An 18,015-nucleotide genomic window follows, 5' to 3' on the forward strand; every position below is an offset into this window, starting at 1 on the left:
TCCCCGATCATTGGACAGATTTCGTCGTAAATTAAGCTACTCTCTGCACCTGCTGATCGGGTTGGTTTTGATCGATTGCCTGCCAGTAGATCACGGCAGGCGGCTTGCCGCCAAGGGAGGTGTGTGGGCGCTTCTGATTGTAGAAGTCCATCCACTTGCGGATACCGGCCCGGGCCTGTGATCCGGTCTCCCAGGCATGCAGGTAGACGCACTCGTATTTGAGCGTGCGCCACAGGCGCTCTACGAAGATGTTGTCGAGGAACCGCCACTTGCCGTCCATCGAGATACGCACAACCATCCTCCGCAACCGGTCCGTCCATGCAAAGGACGTGAACTGCGTATGCGCCCGTGAGCAAAATACTCAAGGCGGGCAACTGAGCCGTTAAAGTGATGAGACCCTAGAATGGAAAATGAATTCGATGAAAACGCTCTGTTTAAGCTGCTAAAAGGTCTCATCTATTGGAAGCAGCTGGCATTTCTCTTAGCGGCATGCCAGAGACTGATACCTAGTTTCCAAGCATTTTCGAAAGAAAATGGCGTAGCTGGCGAAGAAACACTACAAGAAATTCTTGCTCAAGCATGGGCAGCTCTCGAAAATAGGGAAACCAATATCGATTTTTCATACAATGCGGAATTGGCCGAGTCTGTCGCTCCAAGTTCCGAAAAGTATGATTCTATTTTCGTTTCTTCCGCAATGGATGCAGCCATTGCAGTGAGCTTGCTCATGCGAGCGTTTGAAAGAAACCAGACAGAAACGATTGTCGAAGCGGTAACACTGGCTAGAGATTCTGTAGATATGTACGTACAAGAACTAGAATCTATTTCGCCTACGGATCCTGAGCTCGAAGAAAAAATTTTGTCGCATGAGTTAATGCAAAACGAACTTTGTCGACAACGCAAAGACCTTTCGTTCTTGTATGCTTTAAGTGATGACATACTTGAAGCTATGCCAGAAGTCCATGAACGTTGGTCCAACAACACTGATAGTTGCCTTGGTTTACGCTGATGCGCAACTGAAGGCTTTAGTAATAGCGTGTTACGGTGACAGTTTACTTATTTTCTATCCGTACACCGCGCCAGAACACAGTGCCTTCAATTGAAATAATTAAGTAAACTGTCACCGTCTTCAGCGAAGCTGAACAGCTTCGATCCGCAGGCCTGGCTGACAGATGTGCTTGGACGCATCGCGGATCACAAGATCACCCGTATCGACGAACTCCTGCCATGGCGTTACGCTCAGACCTGAGCGTATCCGACCCGATCCGGCCGCGGTAGGGCGGGCTCACCGGACGGCTACTGAAAATCTTCAGCTCTTGAATTGTTCAAAAAGATGCCAAAAGGCCATCATTGTCCCACCCACTATGGAAATCATAACAATGTCCGAGAGTGTCAAACTCAATGAATCATAGACCAGGAGCGCCCCAAAATACCCTACAACTGCAATCAGCAGCGCGATCACATTGTCCTTCACGAGGTGAAATAGAACATGGTGCCAATTCCTAGTCAAAAAACTCCACATCATCGACATCCACGTTTTGCACTACACGATGAGGTTGTCCCAGTCGAATCTGGTCCTTTCAAGTCGTACAAAGACCCAGCACTAGAGAGCGCAGATGATGCTGCCGTGCCAAAGGCCGTATACGAAGGGCTAGGTGCATCACCGTAATTAATGCCAATTTGTTTGTTGTTCTTGGCAAAACTCTCCGCGAAGAGTTTCTGAGATGTCGATAGAGAATTGTAGTCTCTACTAGCCACAGCCCTACCCGCTGCTCTAAAGCCCTCACCTGCCGCAGTCGCAACACCACCAGTCAACAATCCGATAAAAGCACCACGGGCGACTTCGTCTTTGGTAACCTGCCCCTGATTTATATACTGTTGAACAACGGCACTTGTACCTCCAATTGCCGAACTTCCGCCGACATTCAAGGCGGAACGGGCGACTATGCCAAGACCTGCGGTGGAAAACCCCAAGCCGCCACCAAGTGCGCCTGCACCTGCGGAAGTTAGAATTCTGAGAGCTGCTTTACCATTGAACCCATTGTCGAATGAACCGTTGCTCACTTCTACAAATGTTTGCACGGCTGCGCCAATCACCCCTCCAACAAACGCTGTCAAACCAAATCATCGATACTACGAAGCTAAACAAATTATGCGCGGTTTGTGACAATCCAAAAACAGGCCATGTGTCTATTCAACCCAAAGATATGTCACAAATGCAGGGCTGGATAAACAGCAGAGGGAGTGGAACTCCCCACCCTCTAACACAAGAACTCACTGATGCTATAGTCGGACAGGTAAAAAAGTAGGTAAACACCAATGGATAAGCTTGTCAGTGCCTTTAAGGCAAAATTGGAACCTGTATTGTATTCCCTCCGAGACCAGTTGTTGGAATGCCATGAAGGACTTACCGCGAGTGTCGGTTTCAGCTCGAACAGCGCGTTTCTTTTGCGTGCATATGTAAGCGTACTCAAGGACACTGACGGCGAAGAAATTGCTATTACCGCCGATGTAAGAACGGTCGGAGACACCATTGTTATTGAATCGGACGTTGTTCATGAAGATGGTCTGATTATTGCCGACGGGCCTTCAACCATTTTGAATAAGGATATTTCCCCTCCCAAGTCACAGGAAAAAATTGACGTGTGGCTTCGAGACTTCGAGAAACTTTTCTCCGACCAAGCAACATTAATAGACAGTGCCATAAGGGATCTGAAGTAAAACGCGGAAACGGGTCCCTCACCTCCGACGGGTTCAACGCCTATACCTACGATACCGAGAACCGCCTGACCTCCGTCACCACCATGACAAGCGACCAGGTCCTCTTCGCCCCCGTTGCAACTCCGGGATCCCGCCGGCAGGCGCCATGCCAAGGAAATCAACGGCACGTCGGGCATCCAATACCTTTCTGACGGGTCGGAGGAGATCGCCGAATACGGCGACGGCGTGCTGCTGCGCCGCTACGTCTATGGGCCCGGCATCGACGAGCCCGTCGCCATGGTCGAGGCCTCAACAGGCGACCGTCAGTACTATCACACCGACGCCCAAGGCTCCGTCGTCGCCATGACGAACGATGCCGGAACCGTCGTCGAGCAATACGCCTACGACCCCTACGGGCAGAGCCCCGCGACGCAGGCCACGACCGGGAACCCCTATCGATATACAGGACGCAGGCTCGATCCCAAGACCGGGCTCTACTACTACCGCGCCAGGTACTACCACCCCACCCTCGGACGGTTCCTTCAGACCGATCCCATCGGATACGGCGATGGCATGAACCTCTATGCCTATGTGGGGAACGATCCGGTTAACTTCTCGGATCCGACAGGGTTGGCGAAGTCCGCTGTAGGTGGCGGGAATCGTGGGTCAAAGGTTCCTGGGTTCGGCGGATCAAATGCACTCGACGTCGTGCAGTCCGGGCTTTCCCTTGCAGGACAGATTCCTGGGCTCGGGATATTCGCCGACCTCACAAATGCTGCAATATCGTTGGGCCGAGGAAACTATGCGGATGCCGCACTAGATCTGGCAGCGGCAGTACCTATAGTAGGAAACGCTGTTGGCGCTGCTCGGTTTGCAAAAACAGGTGTGAAAATAGCGAACACCCCAGTATTTCAGGTGAGTAAATCGACGACACCGGGAATCGCTCGCAACATAGAAAACGCCCTTTCGAAAGGGGCACCATCAACGTTAAATCGAGTAACTTCCAAGAGTCAGATACGACAAAACAGAAGAAATGCCCTGCGTGGCCAAGAAGCGCCAGGACCCAATCGGTCACTAGATGAGTACCCTTTCGCGTCAACAAAGCAAGGCGGTTCAGGGGCTTGCGTTGCCGCAGCATGCGCCCCTGAGCAAAATATTCAAGGTGGGCAACTCAGCCAATTCTATAGTAAAAATAATATCAAAGATGGAGATGCCTTTAGCGTGAGGATTGCAGACTAATTATGCAAAAAAATATCTCTGAACATCTAAACAACATGCTGCTGCATTTACACAACTGGAATTTTCCAGTTTGCAAGTTGCTAAACGATCCAATTGATAAAGACGAAATTTCGAAAATGTTTCAGAAAATAGGGTTATCTCCACCTGAAGAACTGATTGACTTATATCAATGGAGAAATGGTACGGATGTAAAACTGGGAACAGTACTTGATAATATACATATTATACCAGGTTACTATTTTCTTAGCCTTGAAGATGCCATCACTTGCTTTCTCTCTTTCAAAGATGACGATAGGTGGAAGCCGTATTGGTTTCCAATATTCTCCAATGGTGGTGGCGATTTCTATGCCTTGGATTTTTCCAAAGCAAATGGCAGGCACGCGCCTGTAATCGGCTTTCTGTTGGGTGAGCCAAATCAAGATACAGAATATTTGAGCCTAGCTTCTATGTTGCAGACATTCAGTGAATGTTACGACAAGGGGATAGTGTTTATAACCGCCGAAGGTTATCTGGAAATGGACGACGAAGCGCAAGCTGATATCGCACAGCGCTATAATCCAGGCCTCGATTTTTGGACAAGTTAAGGACGGCGACATATGTGGATGGCCCCATTTGGGCAAGGATTGGATGAAGGTTTGGCGGTCATTGAGTGTAGATCTCGGCGACAGTACATTTTTCTTATTGAAGATGTCTCGCGCGCGTCCATGTGTTTTCGATCAGAAGCTCAGATCGAGCAGTATTGCTCCATACAGCCATGTCACCCAAACCCCTAACGCAAGCCCCGGCCCAAATGGCAGTCGCACCCGGGCCCTCATCGCGCTCCAAAGAAGAAAGATTGAACCGGAATTACGGTGACAGGAATTACGGTGACAGTGCACTTTATTGAGTAACACCACTCCCCGCTGTATGCTGGGCCATGCTAATTGCGGTGACAGTGCATTAATTATTTGCGCTTGAGCTTGACCTCGCCGCGCTCGACCATATCGACACCGCGGCCCAGCCCTTCCTGGAATACGGCTTCACCTACAACAATGTGGGCCAGCGGGCCTCCATGACCGTCTCCGACACCGCCAATCTCTTCCGGCCGGCCAATGACAGCGCGGCGCTCTACACCGTCAACGCGCTCAACCAATACACCGCGGTCCCATCTGTTCCTGAGGGGGCTTCGGGGCTATCACATATGACCGCAACGGTTCCCTAACCTCGGACGGGTTCAACGCCTATACCTACGATACCGAGAACCGCCTGCCTTCCGTCACCACGATCACCAGCGATCAGGTTCTCTTCGCCCCCGTTGCAACTCCGGGATCCCGCCGGCAGGCGCCATGCCAAGGAAATCAACGGCACGTCGGTCATCCAATACCTTTCTGACGGGTCGGAGGAGATCGCCGAATACGACGCGACGGGGGCCGGATCCCCTGCCCTCATCCGCCGCTACGTCTATGGGCCCGGCATCGACGAGCCCGTCGCCATGGTCGACGCCTCGACAGGCAATCGCCAATACTATCACACCGACGCCCAAGGCTCCGTCGTCGCCATGACGAACGACACCGGAACCGTCGTCGAGAAATACGCATACGACCCCTACGGCCAGAGCCCGGCGACGCAGGCCGCGACCGGCAACCCCTATCGCTACACAGGACGCAGGCTCGATCCCGAGACCGGGCTCTATTATTACCGCGCACGCTACTATCACCCCACGCTCGGTCGCTTCCTTCAGACCGATCCCATCGGATATGGCGACGGCATGAACCTCTATGCCTATGTGGGGAACGATCCAGTCAACTTCACAGATCCGACGGGGTTGGCGAAGAACGCAGGGAGCAGCAGCAATGCGAACACTGTCATGCGGTCGAGCTCTGTCAAAGCGAGGCAAGAGCAGCGACAAAGAATGCACGATACAGCGCCGCTTCGGGCTCCCCCCCCCGCGACACCAGCACAAAGACGGCTTTTGCTAGACTTGGCGAATGGAATGAAGCGATTGGGGCAGGCCTTCGATTCCGCAGGCGACAAAGCGTTGATCGGAGCGGGCGCTCTTGCTGTAGGAGGCGCCGTTTTAGCCGGGACTGGTATAGGACTTCCTGCTGGAATCTCATTCGAAGCTGCTGCCGGTGGACTAGCAACGACTGGAGTCCTTAGTAAAGGCATTGGATCCACCCTTCGGTTCGCCTCCCATGTATTAGCTGCCGTAGCTACTGACGATCCAGGGTATTTAGGGCCGGCCCTTTTCGACTTCACGGCTGGAGTTGCGCCATTTAAATTAGGGCATATTGCATCCTATTTTCAGGATAAGATTGCCGGGGCTGCCTCTGAAAGCATCGGCTACGGTAGTATTCCGGAAGAATAAAGGAAAATCGGCCATGTCTGCTGTATTTTTGAGCTACGTCCTAATTGCAATACTTTGGGCGATAGTTTTGCTGCGAGACAAAATAATTTTTGTAGTTGGTTTTATTGTTGGGAAGCGAATCTTGCATCAGAAGTCCCGAAAAACAGACATTGGGTTTACAGTTATATTTGGATCTGTAGCCGCCTTACTTGCAGCAGTATTGCTTGTCCCCACATTACCCTACCACTTCACAATGCTCGTCTTCCTTATTGCTCTGCTTTGTGGTGCGATTACGGCTGGAATTGGTGGAACGGAAGAATGGCGGCAAAATCGATCATAATCGAAATTACGGTGATCGGCATTACGCCAATGACGGTGATGGTGGGGTCGAGTGCCGGAGGGGGCAGGATCCTACGCTAAGCTCTTTTCGGCCATCTGTATTCGCCGGTTAGCAGGATATGGCATTTACGGTGACAGTTTACTTATTTTTTTATTTCTTCAAGTCCAACCAGCGAACAGTTCCACACGTCCAATTAATTAAGTAAACTGTCACCGTAACACTGTCACGGTAACACTAAGTCCAACCAGCGAACAGTTCCAACAGTCCAACTAATTAAGTAAACTGTCACAGTAACATCCGGACCCCAAAAATGAAAAGGGGATCGTGATTGAAACTATTCGAACTATCCTTGATGTATTTGGCAATTAGGGAGGTGGTCAGTGAAACTAATTAGGGATGCCTACAACGCTGTAAAAGTCGGCACTATGGCTACAAATGCATGGGAAGCTGTATCTAGGTCAGATCTGGAGAAAGCCAACAACCTAATCAATTATCTGCCTATTCGAGACGAAAGCCTCCCTCCAAATGTTTTGTTAATTAAAGCTTGTATAAAGCATAGAGTGAGAGCTTTTCAGGACGCCAAAACGATTTTCGAATTGTGCTGGCAAAAGATCGAATCGGATAAAAAACTAACAGACTACGACAAGATATATCTCAAATGCTATTTGTGGTTCAGTGCGGAAATGACTTTGAAAGCCCTAAAGTCTCGCAACCCAAATGAAGAGTATGAAAACGTCGTACCAATCGATTTTTCCCTGGCGGACCTTCGAAAAGTCAACCCACGATGGAAGAGAAACTTTCCACTGCGGTCACATAAAGATTGGCAGCTATGCGGAGAAACGTAAGGTGGATTCACAAGGTCTTCACCGAAGCGCGCAGTGCGGAATTACGGTGACAGTTAACTTATTACTCTTTTAGCCGCTGGTGGTTTGGCTGTGGCAGGAGCTGTCTTGGCGGGAACTGGGGTCGGGCTGCCAGCTGGAATTACATTTGAAGCTGCAGCAGGAACTGCCGCTTTTGCCGGTGGTCTAAGCAAGGGGATCGGCGCGGGATTTACCACCGCAGCCCATCTGGCCGCGTCATATGCTACTGGTGACCCTGGTCACATCGGTCCAGCGATATTCAGTGGGGTGGCAGGTCTCGTCCCGACGGTCTTGAGAAAACCACTAAAAGGAATAGCTGCCTATTTCCAAGATAAGATTGCGGGCCATGCTTCGGAAACAGTCGGATATGGCAACATTCCAGAAAAATGAAGGAACTAAAAATGTCTGTCTCAATATTGGGGTATGTAGCTCTACTTTTTCTCTGGCTCATATGGTTAGGTAGATACAAGATAGTTTCGTTGTTTGGTTTTCTTTTTCGGAAAAAACGTACCTATCGGAAATCACTAAAGGCTGACATTGGAATAACAGTTACACTTTCGACTATTGCATCTATACACACGATTGCTGTCTTCGAAGTGCCGGTCTCGGCGGACATAATCGTAGGGATGACTGTAGTTGGCATAATACTTGGCTGTATCATTACCGGCTTAGGTGTACGTGAAGAGTGGGAACTCAATGAGCCTTAAGAAGTAACCTTTACAGTGATGGTGTAGAGTGTCGGTGGCAGTGCATTAAATAGCAACACCTGAGCTCAACCTAGACACGCTCGACCATATCGAAATACGGTGACAGTTAACTTATTACTCTTTCTTCAAGTCCAACCAGCGAACAATTCCAACAGTCCAACTAATTAGTAATTACAGCGACAGTTTACTTATTTTTCTATCCGCACATCGCGCCAGACAACGGTAGCTTCAGTCGAAATAGTTAAGTAAACCGCCACCGGAATACTCACCGGAATACTGCGGAATAATCCACCGGCCCGCGCCACCGCGATGATTCCGGCGGAATCCTTGGATTTTCGATCCCGAGGGACCCCGGCTTCCGGGTCAGAAGCCTTGCCGCGTCACGCGACTTTGGCGGGCGCGGTGCCGGCGGCCTCACGAAGCCAGTTTCGGAAAGCGCGGACGGCGGGGCGGTCCAGGCGTTCGGGACGGCAGACCAGCAGCCAGGAATCGGGGCGTTCGGCGACAATGCCAAAGGGCGCCACCAGCCGGCGTTCCACCTTCAAATCCGGCATGGCGAAGGGGCGCAAGCCCATGGCGACCCCCTGCCCTTCCATCGCCGCCTCATACGCCAGGATATAGCTGTCGACCGTGATCGCTTCGCTTTCCACCGCCGCTTCCACCCCGGCCTTCTTGAACCAGGTCGGCCAGTCCTGCGGCGAGGTATAGATTTTCAGCAGCGGGAAACGGTGCAGATCCTCCGGCCGGCTGATGCCGTTCTTGCCGCCCAGCAGTTTCGGACTGCATAGCGGCGTGACCGCGGCACGGGCGAGCACTTCCCGGTGGACGCTGGGGTCACTTGGGGTTTGCAGGACGATGCCGAGATCGGCATGTTCCGCATCGAAATCCCAGGAAACGCGCGAGGTTTCCAACCGCACCTTGATATCCGGGAAACGTTGCTGGAAATCGTAGAGCCGCGGGATCAGCCAGTTCACCGCCATGGTGATATAGACCTGGACGGTCAGTTCCTTGGGGCTTTCCATCGCCCGGACCAGTTCCGTCCCTTCCGCGATCCGGTCCAGCGCGTCCCGCAGGACGGGGAAATAGAGCCGGCCGGCTTCGGTCAACGAAACCGATTGCGGACCGCGCTTGAACAGCAGAACGCCCAATTGAGCCTCAAGCGATTTCACCTGATGGCTGATGGCCGAATGGGTGACGGAGAGCTCCTCCGCCGCAGCGCGGAAACTCAAAAGCCGGGCGGCCGCCTCGAAGGCTTTCGCAGCGCTGAGCGATGGCAGTTTGCGGGGCATGGGCCGTTAGCTCCCCTCACATTAGATGTCCATGAAACACCCGGAAATGCCTGCAAATGCTGCGACGCAACATTCCACACATTCGGATAAGGTTAGTTGAATTCAAGTCGAAGTGAGAATCAATCGTTTGCTGAAAAATCGCGATCGGGAGGACGTTTCGGGAAATAAAAATATAGGGTGGGATGTTCAAATGGCCGACCTGTTGATGCCTGACGATGCCGATTCTTCCGCTGATTCTTCCGCCGATTCCAGCGCTGGAAAAAGGCCGGCGAGACGGTTGGGCGGCCGCGCCGCCCGCAAGGCGATCCGATCCGCGCCGCTGGCGGCGGATAAACGCGCGATCCGGCCCGGCCTGGAAGGCGGCCGCTATCAACCGTTGACCGGTCATGACATCGAAAAAATTCACCATGCTGCCCTGGACGTCCTTGAACAGATCGGGCTCGCCGATGCGATTCCCAGTTGCCGCGATCTTGTTCTCGCCGCCGGCGGTTCTCTATCCCCACAGGGACGCCTTCTGTTCCCCAGGGCCCTGGTCGAAGACACGATCGCCAGCGCCGCGCGAAATTTCCCGCTTTACGCCCGCGACCCGCGCCACGACATGGAACCGTGGGGCGACAAGGTCTATTTCGGCACGGCGGGCGCGGCGGTTCATATGATCGACGCCAGGACAGGCGCCTATCGGGAATCGACCAGCGCCGATCTCTATGATCTGGCCCGCATGGCCGACGCGTTGGACAACATTCATTTCTTCCAGCGCATGGTCGTCTGCCGCGACCTGCCCGACCCGTTGGAGATGGATTTCAACACCTGTTACGCCGCGGTCAGCGGGACGTCAAAACATGTGGGCGCAAGCTGGGTGCATCCGGACCATCTGGCGGTCAGCATGGAAATGCTGCACGCCATCGCGGGCGGGGAGAAGCAATGGCGCGACCGGCCCTTCGTCAGCATGTCCTGCTGTTTCGTGGTGCCGCCGCTGAAATTCGCGGAAGACGCCTGCAGTACGATGGAACTGGGCGTGCGCGAGGGCATGCCGATCCTGCTGCTGGCGGCGGGCCAGGCGGGCGCGACCAGCCCGGCGGCGCTGGCCGGCGCGGTGGTTCAGGAAGTGGCGGAGGTCCTGGCCGGCCTGGTCTATGTCAATCTGATCAAACCCAGCCATCCCTGCATCTTCGGCACCTGGCCCTTCGTCAGCGACCTGCGGACCGGCGCCATGTCGGGCGGCAGCGGGGAACAGGCGTTGTTGATGTCGGCCTGCGCCCAGATGGCCCGGTTCTATGACCTGACCGGCGGCGTCTGTGCCGGGATGAGCGACGCCAAGATGCCCGACGCCCAGGCGGGATACGAGAAAGGCTACAACCACGCGCTGGTCGGCAATTCCGGCGCCAACCTTGTTTACGAATCCGCCGGGATGCATGCCAGCCTGCTAGGCGCCTGCCTGGAAAGCATGGTGATCGACAATGACAGTATCGGCGGGGCGTTGCGCACGGTGGCGGGAATCCGGGTCGACGATGAGAGCATTTCGGTCGAGGCGATGCGCGATGTCTGCACCACGGGGCCGGGCCATTACCTGGGTCACGCCCAGACCCTGGACCTGATGCAATCGGAATACGCCTATCCGGTGATCGGCTGCCGGGCCAGCCCGAAGGAATGGGTCGAACAGGGATCGCCCACCATCATCGACCGGGCGGAAAAGAAAGTGGCGGAAATTCTCACCACGCATTTCCCCCGGCATATTTCCGATGAGTTGGACGCGGACCTGCGCGACCGCTTCCCGGTCCGCCTTGACCGTGCCAGGATGATGCCGACCTAACACCAATTTTCAGAGTGCGATTGCGTAAGCAGGGGGAGAATTTCATGCGGGATCATGCGCGGGTCGTCATCGTCGGCGGGGGCATCATGGGCTGCGGCCTGCTCTATCACCTGGCGGAGGAAGGCTGGACCGACTCCCTGCTGATCGAGAAGGGCGAACTGACCTCAGGCTCCACCTGGCACGCGGCGGGTCAGTGCCCCAACTTCGTCGCCGATTATTCCATGGCGATGATCCACCATTACAGCAACACGCTTTATCCCACGCTTGAGGAAAAGACCGGGCAATACGTTTCCTGGCACGGCTGCGGCGGCATCCGCTTCGCGACGAACGAGGCCGAACTGGACTGGTTCAAACATGTGGAAGGCGTCAGCAAGATGATCGGCTTCCGCATGCAGATCGTCGGGCCGGACGAGATCAATCGCATCAACCCCTTCGTCGACACGACCGGCGTGCTGGCCGGGGCCTGGACCCTGGATGACGGCCATGTGGACCCGGCCGGCTGCTGCAACGCGCTGGCCAAGGGCGCGCGCGACATGGGCGCGGAAATCATCCGCAACAACCGGGTGCTGGAGATCAACCAGTTGCCGAGCGGCGAATGGCAAGTGGTGACCGAACAGGGCACCGTCACTTGCGAGCATGTGGTGAACGCCGCCGGCTGCTATGCCCGCAAGGTGGCGGAGATGGCGGGCGTGGATGTGCCGATCACCAATATGACGCACCATTACATCGTCACCGACCCGATCCAGGAATTCCTCGACCGCGATGAGGAAATGGTGGTGATGCGCGACCCCTATCCCTCCTCCTATTACCGGCAGGAACAGAAGGCCGGCCTGATCGGGATTTACGAGACTGAAAACGCCAAGGAAGCCTGGGCCGAACGCGGCGGCTTCCCGGAATGGGAGTCGGAAAACGAGCTGTTCACCGAGGAGCTGGACCGCATCATGCCCTGGATCGAGCGCGTCATGGAACGCATGCCGATCTTCGCCAATGCGGGCATCAAGCGCATCGTCAACGGCGCCATCCCGCATACGCCGGACGCCAACCCGCTGCTGGGCCCGGCGGGCGGCTTGAAGAATTACTGGATGTGCAACGGGGCCTCCATCGGCATCGCCCAGGGGGCCGGTTGCGGCAAGTATCTGGCGCAATGGATGGTGCATGGGGAGGCGGATATCAACATGGCCGGCCTCGACCCGCGCCGCTTCGGCCCCTATGCGAACGAGGTCCATGTGCGGGAGCGGTCTTTCGAGGACTACACCCATATGTACGCCCTGCACCTGCCCGGTGAGGAACGGCCCGCCGGGCGCGGCGCGCGCACCTCCAGCCTCTACACCATCCTCAAGCAAAAAGGCGCGCTCTATGCCCCCACCTTCGGCTGGGAACGCCCGAAATATTTCTCCCCCGACGGGCGGGAGGAGGAAATCACCTTCAAGCACAACAACGGTTTCGACGCGGTGGCGGCGGAATGCAAGGGCGTGATGGACGCGGCCGGGGTCTGCGACCTCTCAGGCTTCGCGAAATTCGATGTAACCGGGGCAGGCGCGGAAGCGTTTCTCGACCGGCTCGTCGCCAACAAAATCCCGAAACGCAAAGGCGGGATCGGCCTCTGCCATTTTCTGAACGAGCATGGGCGGATCGAAGGCGAATGCACCATCACGCGACTTGCCGACGACCGGTTCTATCTGCTGTCCGGCGCCGCGGCGGAAATCCGCGATTTCGATTGGCTGACCCAGCATGTCCTCCCCCGTGAGGACGTGACGATCGCCAACATCACCGACGATTGGGGCAACCTCGTCCTCGCCGGGCCGAAGGCGCGCGACATCCTGGCGAGCCTTACCGACGCGGACCTGTCCAACGAAAGCTTCAAATGGCTGACCGGGCAGGAGGTCGTGATAGCGGGCGTCGCCTTGCGCGCGCTGCGCGTCAACTATGTCGGCGAATTGGGGTGGGAGCTTCACGCGCCCATGGCCGACCTGCCGAAACTCTATATGGCGATCGAGGAAGCGGGCCGCCCCTTGGGCCTCGTTGATTTCGGCACCTATGCGGTCAACGCCATGCGGATCGAAAAAGCCTATAAGGGCTACGCGGCGGAAATGACGAACGAGATAACCATGATCGAAGCCGACATGCTCCGCTTCTGCCGTTTCGACAAGGAAGACTTCATCGGCAAAGCCGCCACCCAACAGCGCAAGCAGGATGGTGTGGCCCAACAACTTGTCTATTGCGAATTGGAACCGGGCGACAGCGACGCACGCGGCGGCGAAGCCGTCATGGCGGGCGACCAAAACATCGGCATCACCACCTCAGGCGGTTTCGGCCACCGGACAGGCAAGAGCCTCGTCTTCGCCTATGTGAAACCGGACTTCGTTGCGCCGGGAACGACATTCGATGTGCTGGTGCTGGGGCAGGCGCGCAAGGCGACCGTGTTGGCGGAACCGGTTTATGATAAGGGGAATCAGCGGTTGAAACAGTAGCTTTCGCTATCGACAAGAAAACAACTTTTGCTCCATCTCCGGCTACAAGGGCAAGGGCCAAGACGATAGGTCTTCTTACTCCGCTTTGGGACCCAACCATTCATGATACGCAGCAAAAAAATCATCCCATAGCGCCAAGGCTTTTCTTCCTCTTTCCGCTTCGGTGTGCCAAAAGTCCGGATACTCCAGATGGTCTGGAATCTCCGTTCTCCCTGCACCTTCTTTTACGCCAAACATATGATTCAACTGCTTTTGCGTCATAGATGTGCAACCGGTAAAATCAGTTAGACGTGCAGCCACACCTGCAAAACTAGCACCTTCCAAATTAACATCTCTAAAATCGGAGCGATTTAGATTTGCGTTTTCAAAATTTGCCATCCGTACATCGGCAGAGCTGAAATTGCAGCCAACAAAACTTGATTCTTGAAACTCACCAAAATTGATTGCTGCGCTTGAGAAATCGGATTCGCCCGCCATAGTCTCACGGAAATTGGCTCGCACTAGTATTGCATGAGACAAATTTGCTCCTGACAGCTTTGCATCACCAAAGTTAGAATACGGCATTATCGAATTAACCAAGTTTACGTGTTCAAGTTCCTCCGAACTTATATCAAGTGCAGCCAATGCTCTTTTTGCGGGATGGCCTACTGTTACCCCTATGCGGTGGAACATCACAGCCGCCTCGCCCATACTCCAATCAACTTTCACACGCCGACTTTGGAGGTAATCTTCATTTATATCTCCTTGGTGCAACGTGATCAGGGTTTCCGAGAGTATACTAGTTAGTGCAAAAAGAGACGCCTCTGCGCAGCGCTGTCTTGTTTCAAGGTGTCGAAAAGTTTCACGTGTTTCAGGCACTAGGGAAACACCGTTCGTGTGAATCCAATTCACTAACTTCTCGAGACACTCCTTTAATTTTTCTGCTGCGGCATGGGAATTTTGACAAAGCAATCGAATTTGATCTCTCAAGAAACGAATTAACTCTCTAGACAGTTCAGCGTCATTGATGACTTGAGCCCACATTGACGCCACTCTTTCCTCATCAAACGGGTCCTCGTCTCTCGTCATTCGCGTCGCAGCCAACTCGGCCTGTGTGAGCATGCCTCGCGCCGCCAAATACTCACCAAAGCTCTTGTGAATAAATTCGAAACCCCTCATGGAGCCTTCGATTTGCCGCGTATGAGTTAACAACAAAACACTTTCTAGATCTGTTGCTGCGACCTTTTCCAGAGATTTTGCATGTAGGCGTCGGATCTCGTTGTAAGTTTCTTCGTCTCCTGCCCTGACATTTCCTCTCCAGGCACTTAGTCCCAGGCATTCCATTAGCAGAAAGAAGTCAGACTCCCTCGGAGTAGCGGCCCCCAATGCTTTAAGTTCATTTCGCTGCCGCACCTTTCGTAATATATCCTCATAAACTAGATTTCTGTTGTCCGCGGCTTCCTGCCAACGATCACCGCAATAATCTGAAAGTATTAGAAGATGCAGTAAAAGCGGTTCTACATTCAAATCTGATAGGTCTTCATGCGTGATCGCCTCTGGCTGAACATTTGGGTCCATGCCCTGAGATATCGCCCAACGTCTCCAATAATCCGGCCTTTGATCTTTGGTCAGTTCTTTCGACAAATCGGGATAAATAACCTCAAGATGATGCCAATTGTCGGCCCGCATATGTGGACGCAAGTCATCGTTACTTAAGTCGCGAATTGGCGCTACATTTAGAAGCGTAACTAGTGACAGCCCTGCTTCCTTCATACCTTCTTGCGCGGCAAGATTTCGGCCAAGTATGAGACCTCTGATTTTATCTCCACCTTGATTTTGCATAACGAGCAGCTGTAACGCACTGGCAATAAACTTTCGCGCTAAATCACCTGCCTTCTCTGCATCATGAGTTAACTCGTCGAGACCATCAAAAATTATTAGTGTAGGTTTAGTGTCGTCCTTTAAACGATCAAGTGGATTAGCTGCAAAGCCGGGCGATCCCTCATCACCGGTCAAACGGTTGCTGCGTGACAGGTACGAACCAATATCCAAATGGAGATCGCCTGAAAAGCTGAGGTGCTGAAGCTCTATGAAGAGTACTCTTGCTATGCCACGATCGAGCAACTCGGACGCAAATGCTTTCGCAAATGAGGATTTCCCTGACCCTGGCCCACCAGCTACAATCCGGATGACATCTCTTCCTTTTGTTTTTCGACCAAGCCACTCCTCTACCGTACGGTGCAAATCTCCTAAGTTTGCCTCACATTTTATTACTGTTTTCTTGGATTTTTCATTTGGGAATTCTTGATCTGTTTCATGCCAATAACATCGCAACCTTAAATATATTTCGGATAGGGGCGTTAATACAGATTCGTCGGGAGAGAAAACTGGAGCGGCGCGAAAACGTTGATGTATCCATTCACCATGCCTAGCCCACGCAATTTCCCAAGCTGCAGCCTCTGAAAACGTACTGGTTGCAATTTTGATAAGCGGTTCGAAAATAGAGAAATGGGCTGACAGGACGTAACTCGCAGTATTTGCCAAGCACGTATCAAAAACATGCTGCCAACGTTCCAGATCAATATCTATCCATGGGGTAACATCAACAATGAACTGTGGTATCGCTTGTCGGGCTGGTGAAAAGGCGGCATGGGCACTTGGAAACTGAAGTATCGAAGCGTCAAAGTTTGCATCTGATGGTACAGATAGAGCTTTCTCTAAGAATTTTTTTAGACCGATCTCCCGTTCCGCTACTGTACGACCCGTGCGAATAGGGAGTTGAGAATTAAAATTCGCTTCCCGATTAAGCTGTTTTAGGAATTCTTCGGTAGCTCCAGACACTGTCATTGTAAACCAAACCCAAGCAAGGTTTTCGGGGCTTGAGGTGTCTCTACCTTTAAGGTCCTCAACTATTGACTTGATCTTACCAATAGAACCAGCAGCAAACCGGCCATATGCAATTGGATTCCCAGTTGCGTAGGATAGAATTCCACTCAGAAAAAGAGAAATCGACGTTACGGACGCGTTTAGTACCTCACGATGCCTTGTTGGCTTCTCAAATGCGATCTCCATCACCCCCACCTTTATGATTATGGCGTTGGTTGATACAGTAGATCATAAAGCACTTTTTAGTCGATAATAATGCCGGTGGGAGTTCCTAGTTTTTTTGTGAAAATATGTCAGTCATTCCGGTGACATATGTGGACGGCCCCCTCTTGGGCAAGGGCTTGATGAAGGTATAGCCGTCGTTGCGTGCAGTCATATGTCCGGGTTACAGTGACAGTTTACTAAATAATTCAAAAGTCGATTGTTACGTTCCAAGAGAACATCCCTTGCGGTACAACCTCCGTGGATCCAGCCTAGCTATGGAACGTGGTCGCGTGCATCGTCACGATGCCGCTAAGCGCGACGCGCGGAAGGTGGTGAATTCTTCTAAAAGGTCTTCGTATTCGTCTCGCTGGAAGGATTCCTTTAGTTCGAAACTCCAAAGCCCGATCATCAGATCACTGGCGACGTCCTTGCCGGTTGGGCCGGGTTGCCGGCCGAGAGGCAGAAACATGGTGTAAATTCCGCGCGGCCTACCTTCCATGGAGGCATAGGTGAGCCGCAGAACCTTTGGCTCGATAGTTCTGCCTGTTGACATGAATAGTTCATGGACAAGATCTGTTTTTGTTTTTTGAATGCGCATCGCATCGCTGGACCGGCTGCCGGGCCGCAGCCGAGGCGCAACCGCGTTCAATTCGGAACTGATGAGGTCGTACCGATAGTCCGTGCATCCATCGATCAGCGCGCCAAGGCTGACATGGGGGATCAGCCGCGCGCCGAGTGTTAAAGGATCAACGGCACGTCTTGGCTTGTCCCCAGGCAATGCTACCCAGTAATCAAACAGCTCAACCATCTTCTCAAAATAAAAGGCCGACTCGGCCGGGCCGCTGCTGATCATTTCGTTCATGGTGTGTCTCGCGTTACTGTGCGTCACAGCATCATGACTATTGCCCATACCCCGGCAGATCGAAAATCTCCGGGTAGCCGAAGAGCGCGGCGCTGCCGCCGGTGTGGAGGAAGACGACGTTGTCCATGACGTCGAAAGTGACTTTGCGGGTTTGGTCGATCAGGCCTTGCAGGTCCTTGCCGGAATAGATCGGGTCGAAAAGCAGGCCTTCCAAGCGAAACATTAACAATCGTTTATAAAGTCCACCGCCGTTGTCCTCCAGACCCGCATAAGGGTCTGAAATGATTTGGATTAAACGTCCGCGACCCGCACAATCAATGCATCCTAATATGAATGTTCCAT

The 18,015-nt window shown here is 53.3% G+C and carries 16 protein-coding genes and 1 pseudogene; 10 read left to right on the plus strand and 7 right to left on the minus strand.

The genetic code is table 11. The features are described 5' to 3' along the window. Positions 1-31 precede the first annotated feature (31 nt). On the minus strand, positions 32-292 hold the full coding sequence (locus EOI86_RS18650; RefSeq protein WP_161973899.1) for an integrase core domain-containing protein: 261 nt from the start codon (positions 290-292) through the stop codon (positions 32-34). A 111-nt stretch (positions 293-403) separates the two neighbouring features. On the opposite strand from EOI86_RS18650, the gene EOI86_RS18655 reads away from it, so the two are divergent. Both EOI86_RS18655 and EOI86_RS18660 read left to right on the plus strand, forming a co-directional pair. Then, positions 404-1,006, plus strand: coding sequence for a DUF416 family protein (locus EOI86_RS18655; RefSeq protein WP_127767089.1), 603 nt, complete (start codon positions 404-406; stop codon positions 1,004-1,006). A gap of 120 nt (positions 1,007-1,126) precedes the next feature. After that, positions 1,127-1,246, plus strand: a pseudogene (locus EOI86_RS18660) (transposase domain-containing protein); the annotation flags it as partial. A gap of 272 nt (positions 1,247-1,518) precedes the next feature. Here EOI86_RS18660 and EOI86_RS18665 read toward each other — a convergent pair. Then, positions 1,519-2,115 carry a hypothetical protein gene (locus EOI86_RS18665; RefSeq protein ID WP_127767091.1) on the minus strand — a complete coding sequence of 199 codons (597 nt, stop codon included), beginning with the start codon at positions 2,113-2,115 and terminating at the stop codon, positions 1,519-1,521. 201 nt (positions 2,116-2,316) lie between these two features. Between EOI86_RS18665 and EOI86_RS18670 the strand changes: the two genes are divergently transcribed. The 3 genes from EOI86_RS18670 to EOI86_RS18680 all read left to right on the plus strand — a co-directional run bounded on the left by EOI86_RS18670 (position 2,317) and on the right by EOI86_RS18680 (position 4,520). Continuing rightward, positions 2,317-2,718, plus strand: a complete 402-nt coding sequence (locus EOI86_RS18670) for a hypothetical protein (RefSeq protein ID WP_127767093.1) — start codon at positions 2,317-2,319, stop codon at positions 2,716-2,718. Between the two features lie 114 nt (positions 2,719-2,832). After that, positions 2,833-3,936 (plus strand): RHS repeat-associated core domain-containing protein, encoded by a 1,104-nt coding sequence (locus EOI86_RS18675; protein WP_127767095.1) that lies wholly within the window; start codon positions 2,833-2,835, stop codon positions 3,934-3,936. 2 nt (positions 3,937-3,938) lie between these two features. After that, positions 3,939-4,520: an SMI1/KNR4 family protein gene (locus EOI86_RS18680; RefSeq protein ID WP_127767097.1), complete on the plus strand. Its 582-nt coding sequence runs from the start codon at positions 3,939-3,941 to the stop codon at positions 4,518-4,520. Positions 4,521-4,879: 359 nt separating this feature from the next. Here EOI86_RS18680 and EOI86_RS18685 read toward each other — a convergent pair whose 3' ends face one another. Next, positions 4,880-5,068, minus strand: coding sequence for a hypothetical protein (locus tag EOI86_RS18685; RefSeq protein ID WP_127767099.1), 189 nt, complete (start codon positions 5,066-5,068; stop codon positions 4,880-4,882). Between the two features lie 162 nt (positions 5,069-5,230). Between EOI86_RS18685 and EOI86_RS18690 the strand changes: the two genes are divergently transcribed. The 3 genes from EOI86_RS18690 (at position 5,231) to EOI86_RS18700 (ending at position 7,855) form a co-directional block, all read left to right on the plus strand. Then, the gene (locus tag EOI86_RS18690; protein WP_127767101.1) at positions 5,231-6,283 is read left to right on the plus strand and encodes an RHS repeat-associated core domain-containing protein; all 1,053 of its coding nucleotides are present in this window, start codon (positions 5,231-5,233) and stop codon (positions 6,281-6,283) included. A 13-nt stretch (positions 6,284-6,296) separates the two neighbouring features. Beyond that, complete coding sequence (locus EOI86_RS18695; RefSeq protein WP_127767103.1) at positions 6,297-6,602, plus strand: hypothetical protein; 306 nt, start codon at positions 6,297-6,299, stop codon at positions 6,600-6,602. 950 nt (positions 6,603-7,552) lie between these two features. Continuing rightward, entirely contained in the window at positions 7,553-7,855 is a 303-nt protein-coding gene (locus tag EOI86_RS18700) for a hypothetical protein (RefSeq protein WP_127767105.1), read from the plus strand. 697 nt (positions 7,856-8,552) lie between these two features. Here EOI86_RS18700 and gcvA read toward each other — a convergent pair. Beyond that, a complete protein-coding gene (gcvA, locus tag EOI86_RS18705; RefSeq protein ID WP_127767107.1) occupies positions 8,553-9,461 on the minus strand; it encodes a transcriptional regulator GcvA in 909 nt (302 codons plus the stop codon). Between the two features lie 190 nt (positions 9,462-9,651). Between gcvA and EOI86_RS18710 the strand changes: the two genes are divergently transcribed. Beyond that, entirely contained in the window at positions 9,652-11,271 is a 1,620-nt protein-coding gene (locus EOI86_RS18710) for a trimethylamine methyltransferase family protein (protein WP_205032258.1), read from the plus strand. 44 nt (positions 11,272-11,315) lie between these two features. Further along, on the plus strand, positions 11,316-13,742 hold the full coding sequence (locus EOI86_RS18715) for a GcvT family protein (RefSeq protein WP_127767109.1): 2,427 nt from the start codon (positions 11,316-11,318) through the stop codon (positions 13,740-13,742). Positions 13,743-13,817: 75 nt separating this feature from the next. Here EOI86_RS18715 and EOI86_RS18720 read toward each other — a convergent pair whose 3' ends face one another. From EOI86_RS18720 to EOI86_RS18730, 3 genes are all read right to left on the minus strand, one after another. After that, entirely contained in the window at positions 13,818-16,793 is a 2,976-nt protein-coding gene (locus EOI86_RS18720; RefSeq protein WP_127767111.1) for a pentapeptide repeat-containing protein, read from the minus strand. A gap of 316 nt (positions 16,794-17,109) precedes the next feature. Continuing rightward, positions 17,110-17,721, minus strand: coding sequence for a PAS domain-containing protein (locus EOI86_RS18725; RefSeq protein ID WP_127767113.1), 612 nt, complete (start codon positions 17,719-17,721; stop codon positions 17,110-17,112). Continuing rightward, positions 17,711-17,896, minus strand: a complete 186-nt coding sequence (locus EOI86_RS18730; protein ID WP_205032259.1) for a hypothetical protein — start codon at positions 17,894-17,896, stop codon at positions 17,711-17,713. Before EOI86_RS18730 ends, EOI86_RS18725 begins: the two co-directional genes overlap by 11 nt. Positions 17,897-18,015: the final 119 nt, after the last annotated feature.

Origin of the sequence: Hwanghaeella grinnelliae, from assembly GCF_004005845.1 — a bacterium.
In the GTDB taxonomy this organism is placed as follows: domain Bacteria; phylum Pseudomonadota; class Alphaproteobacteria; order UBA8366; family Aestuariispiraceae; genus Hwanghaeella; species Hwanghaeella grinnelliae.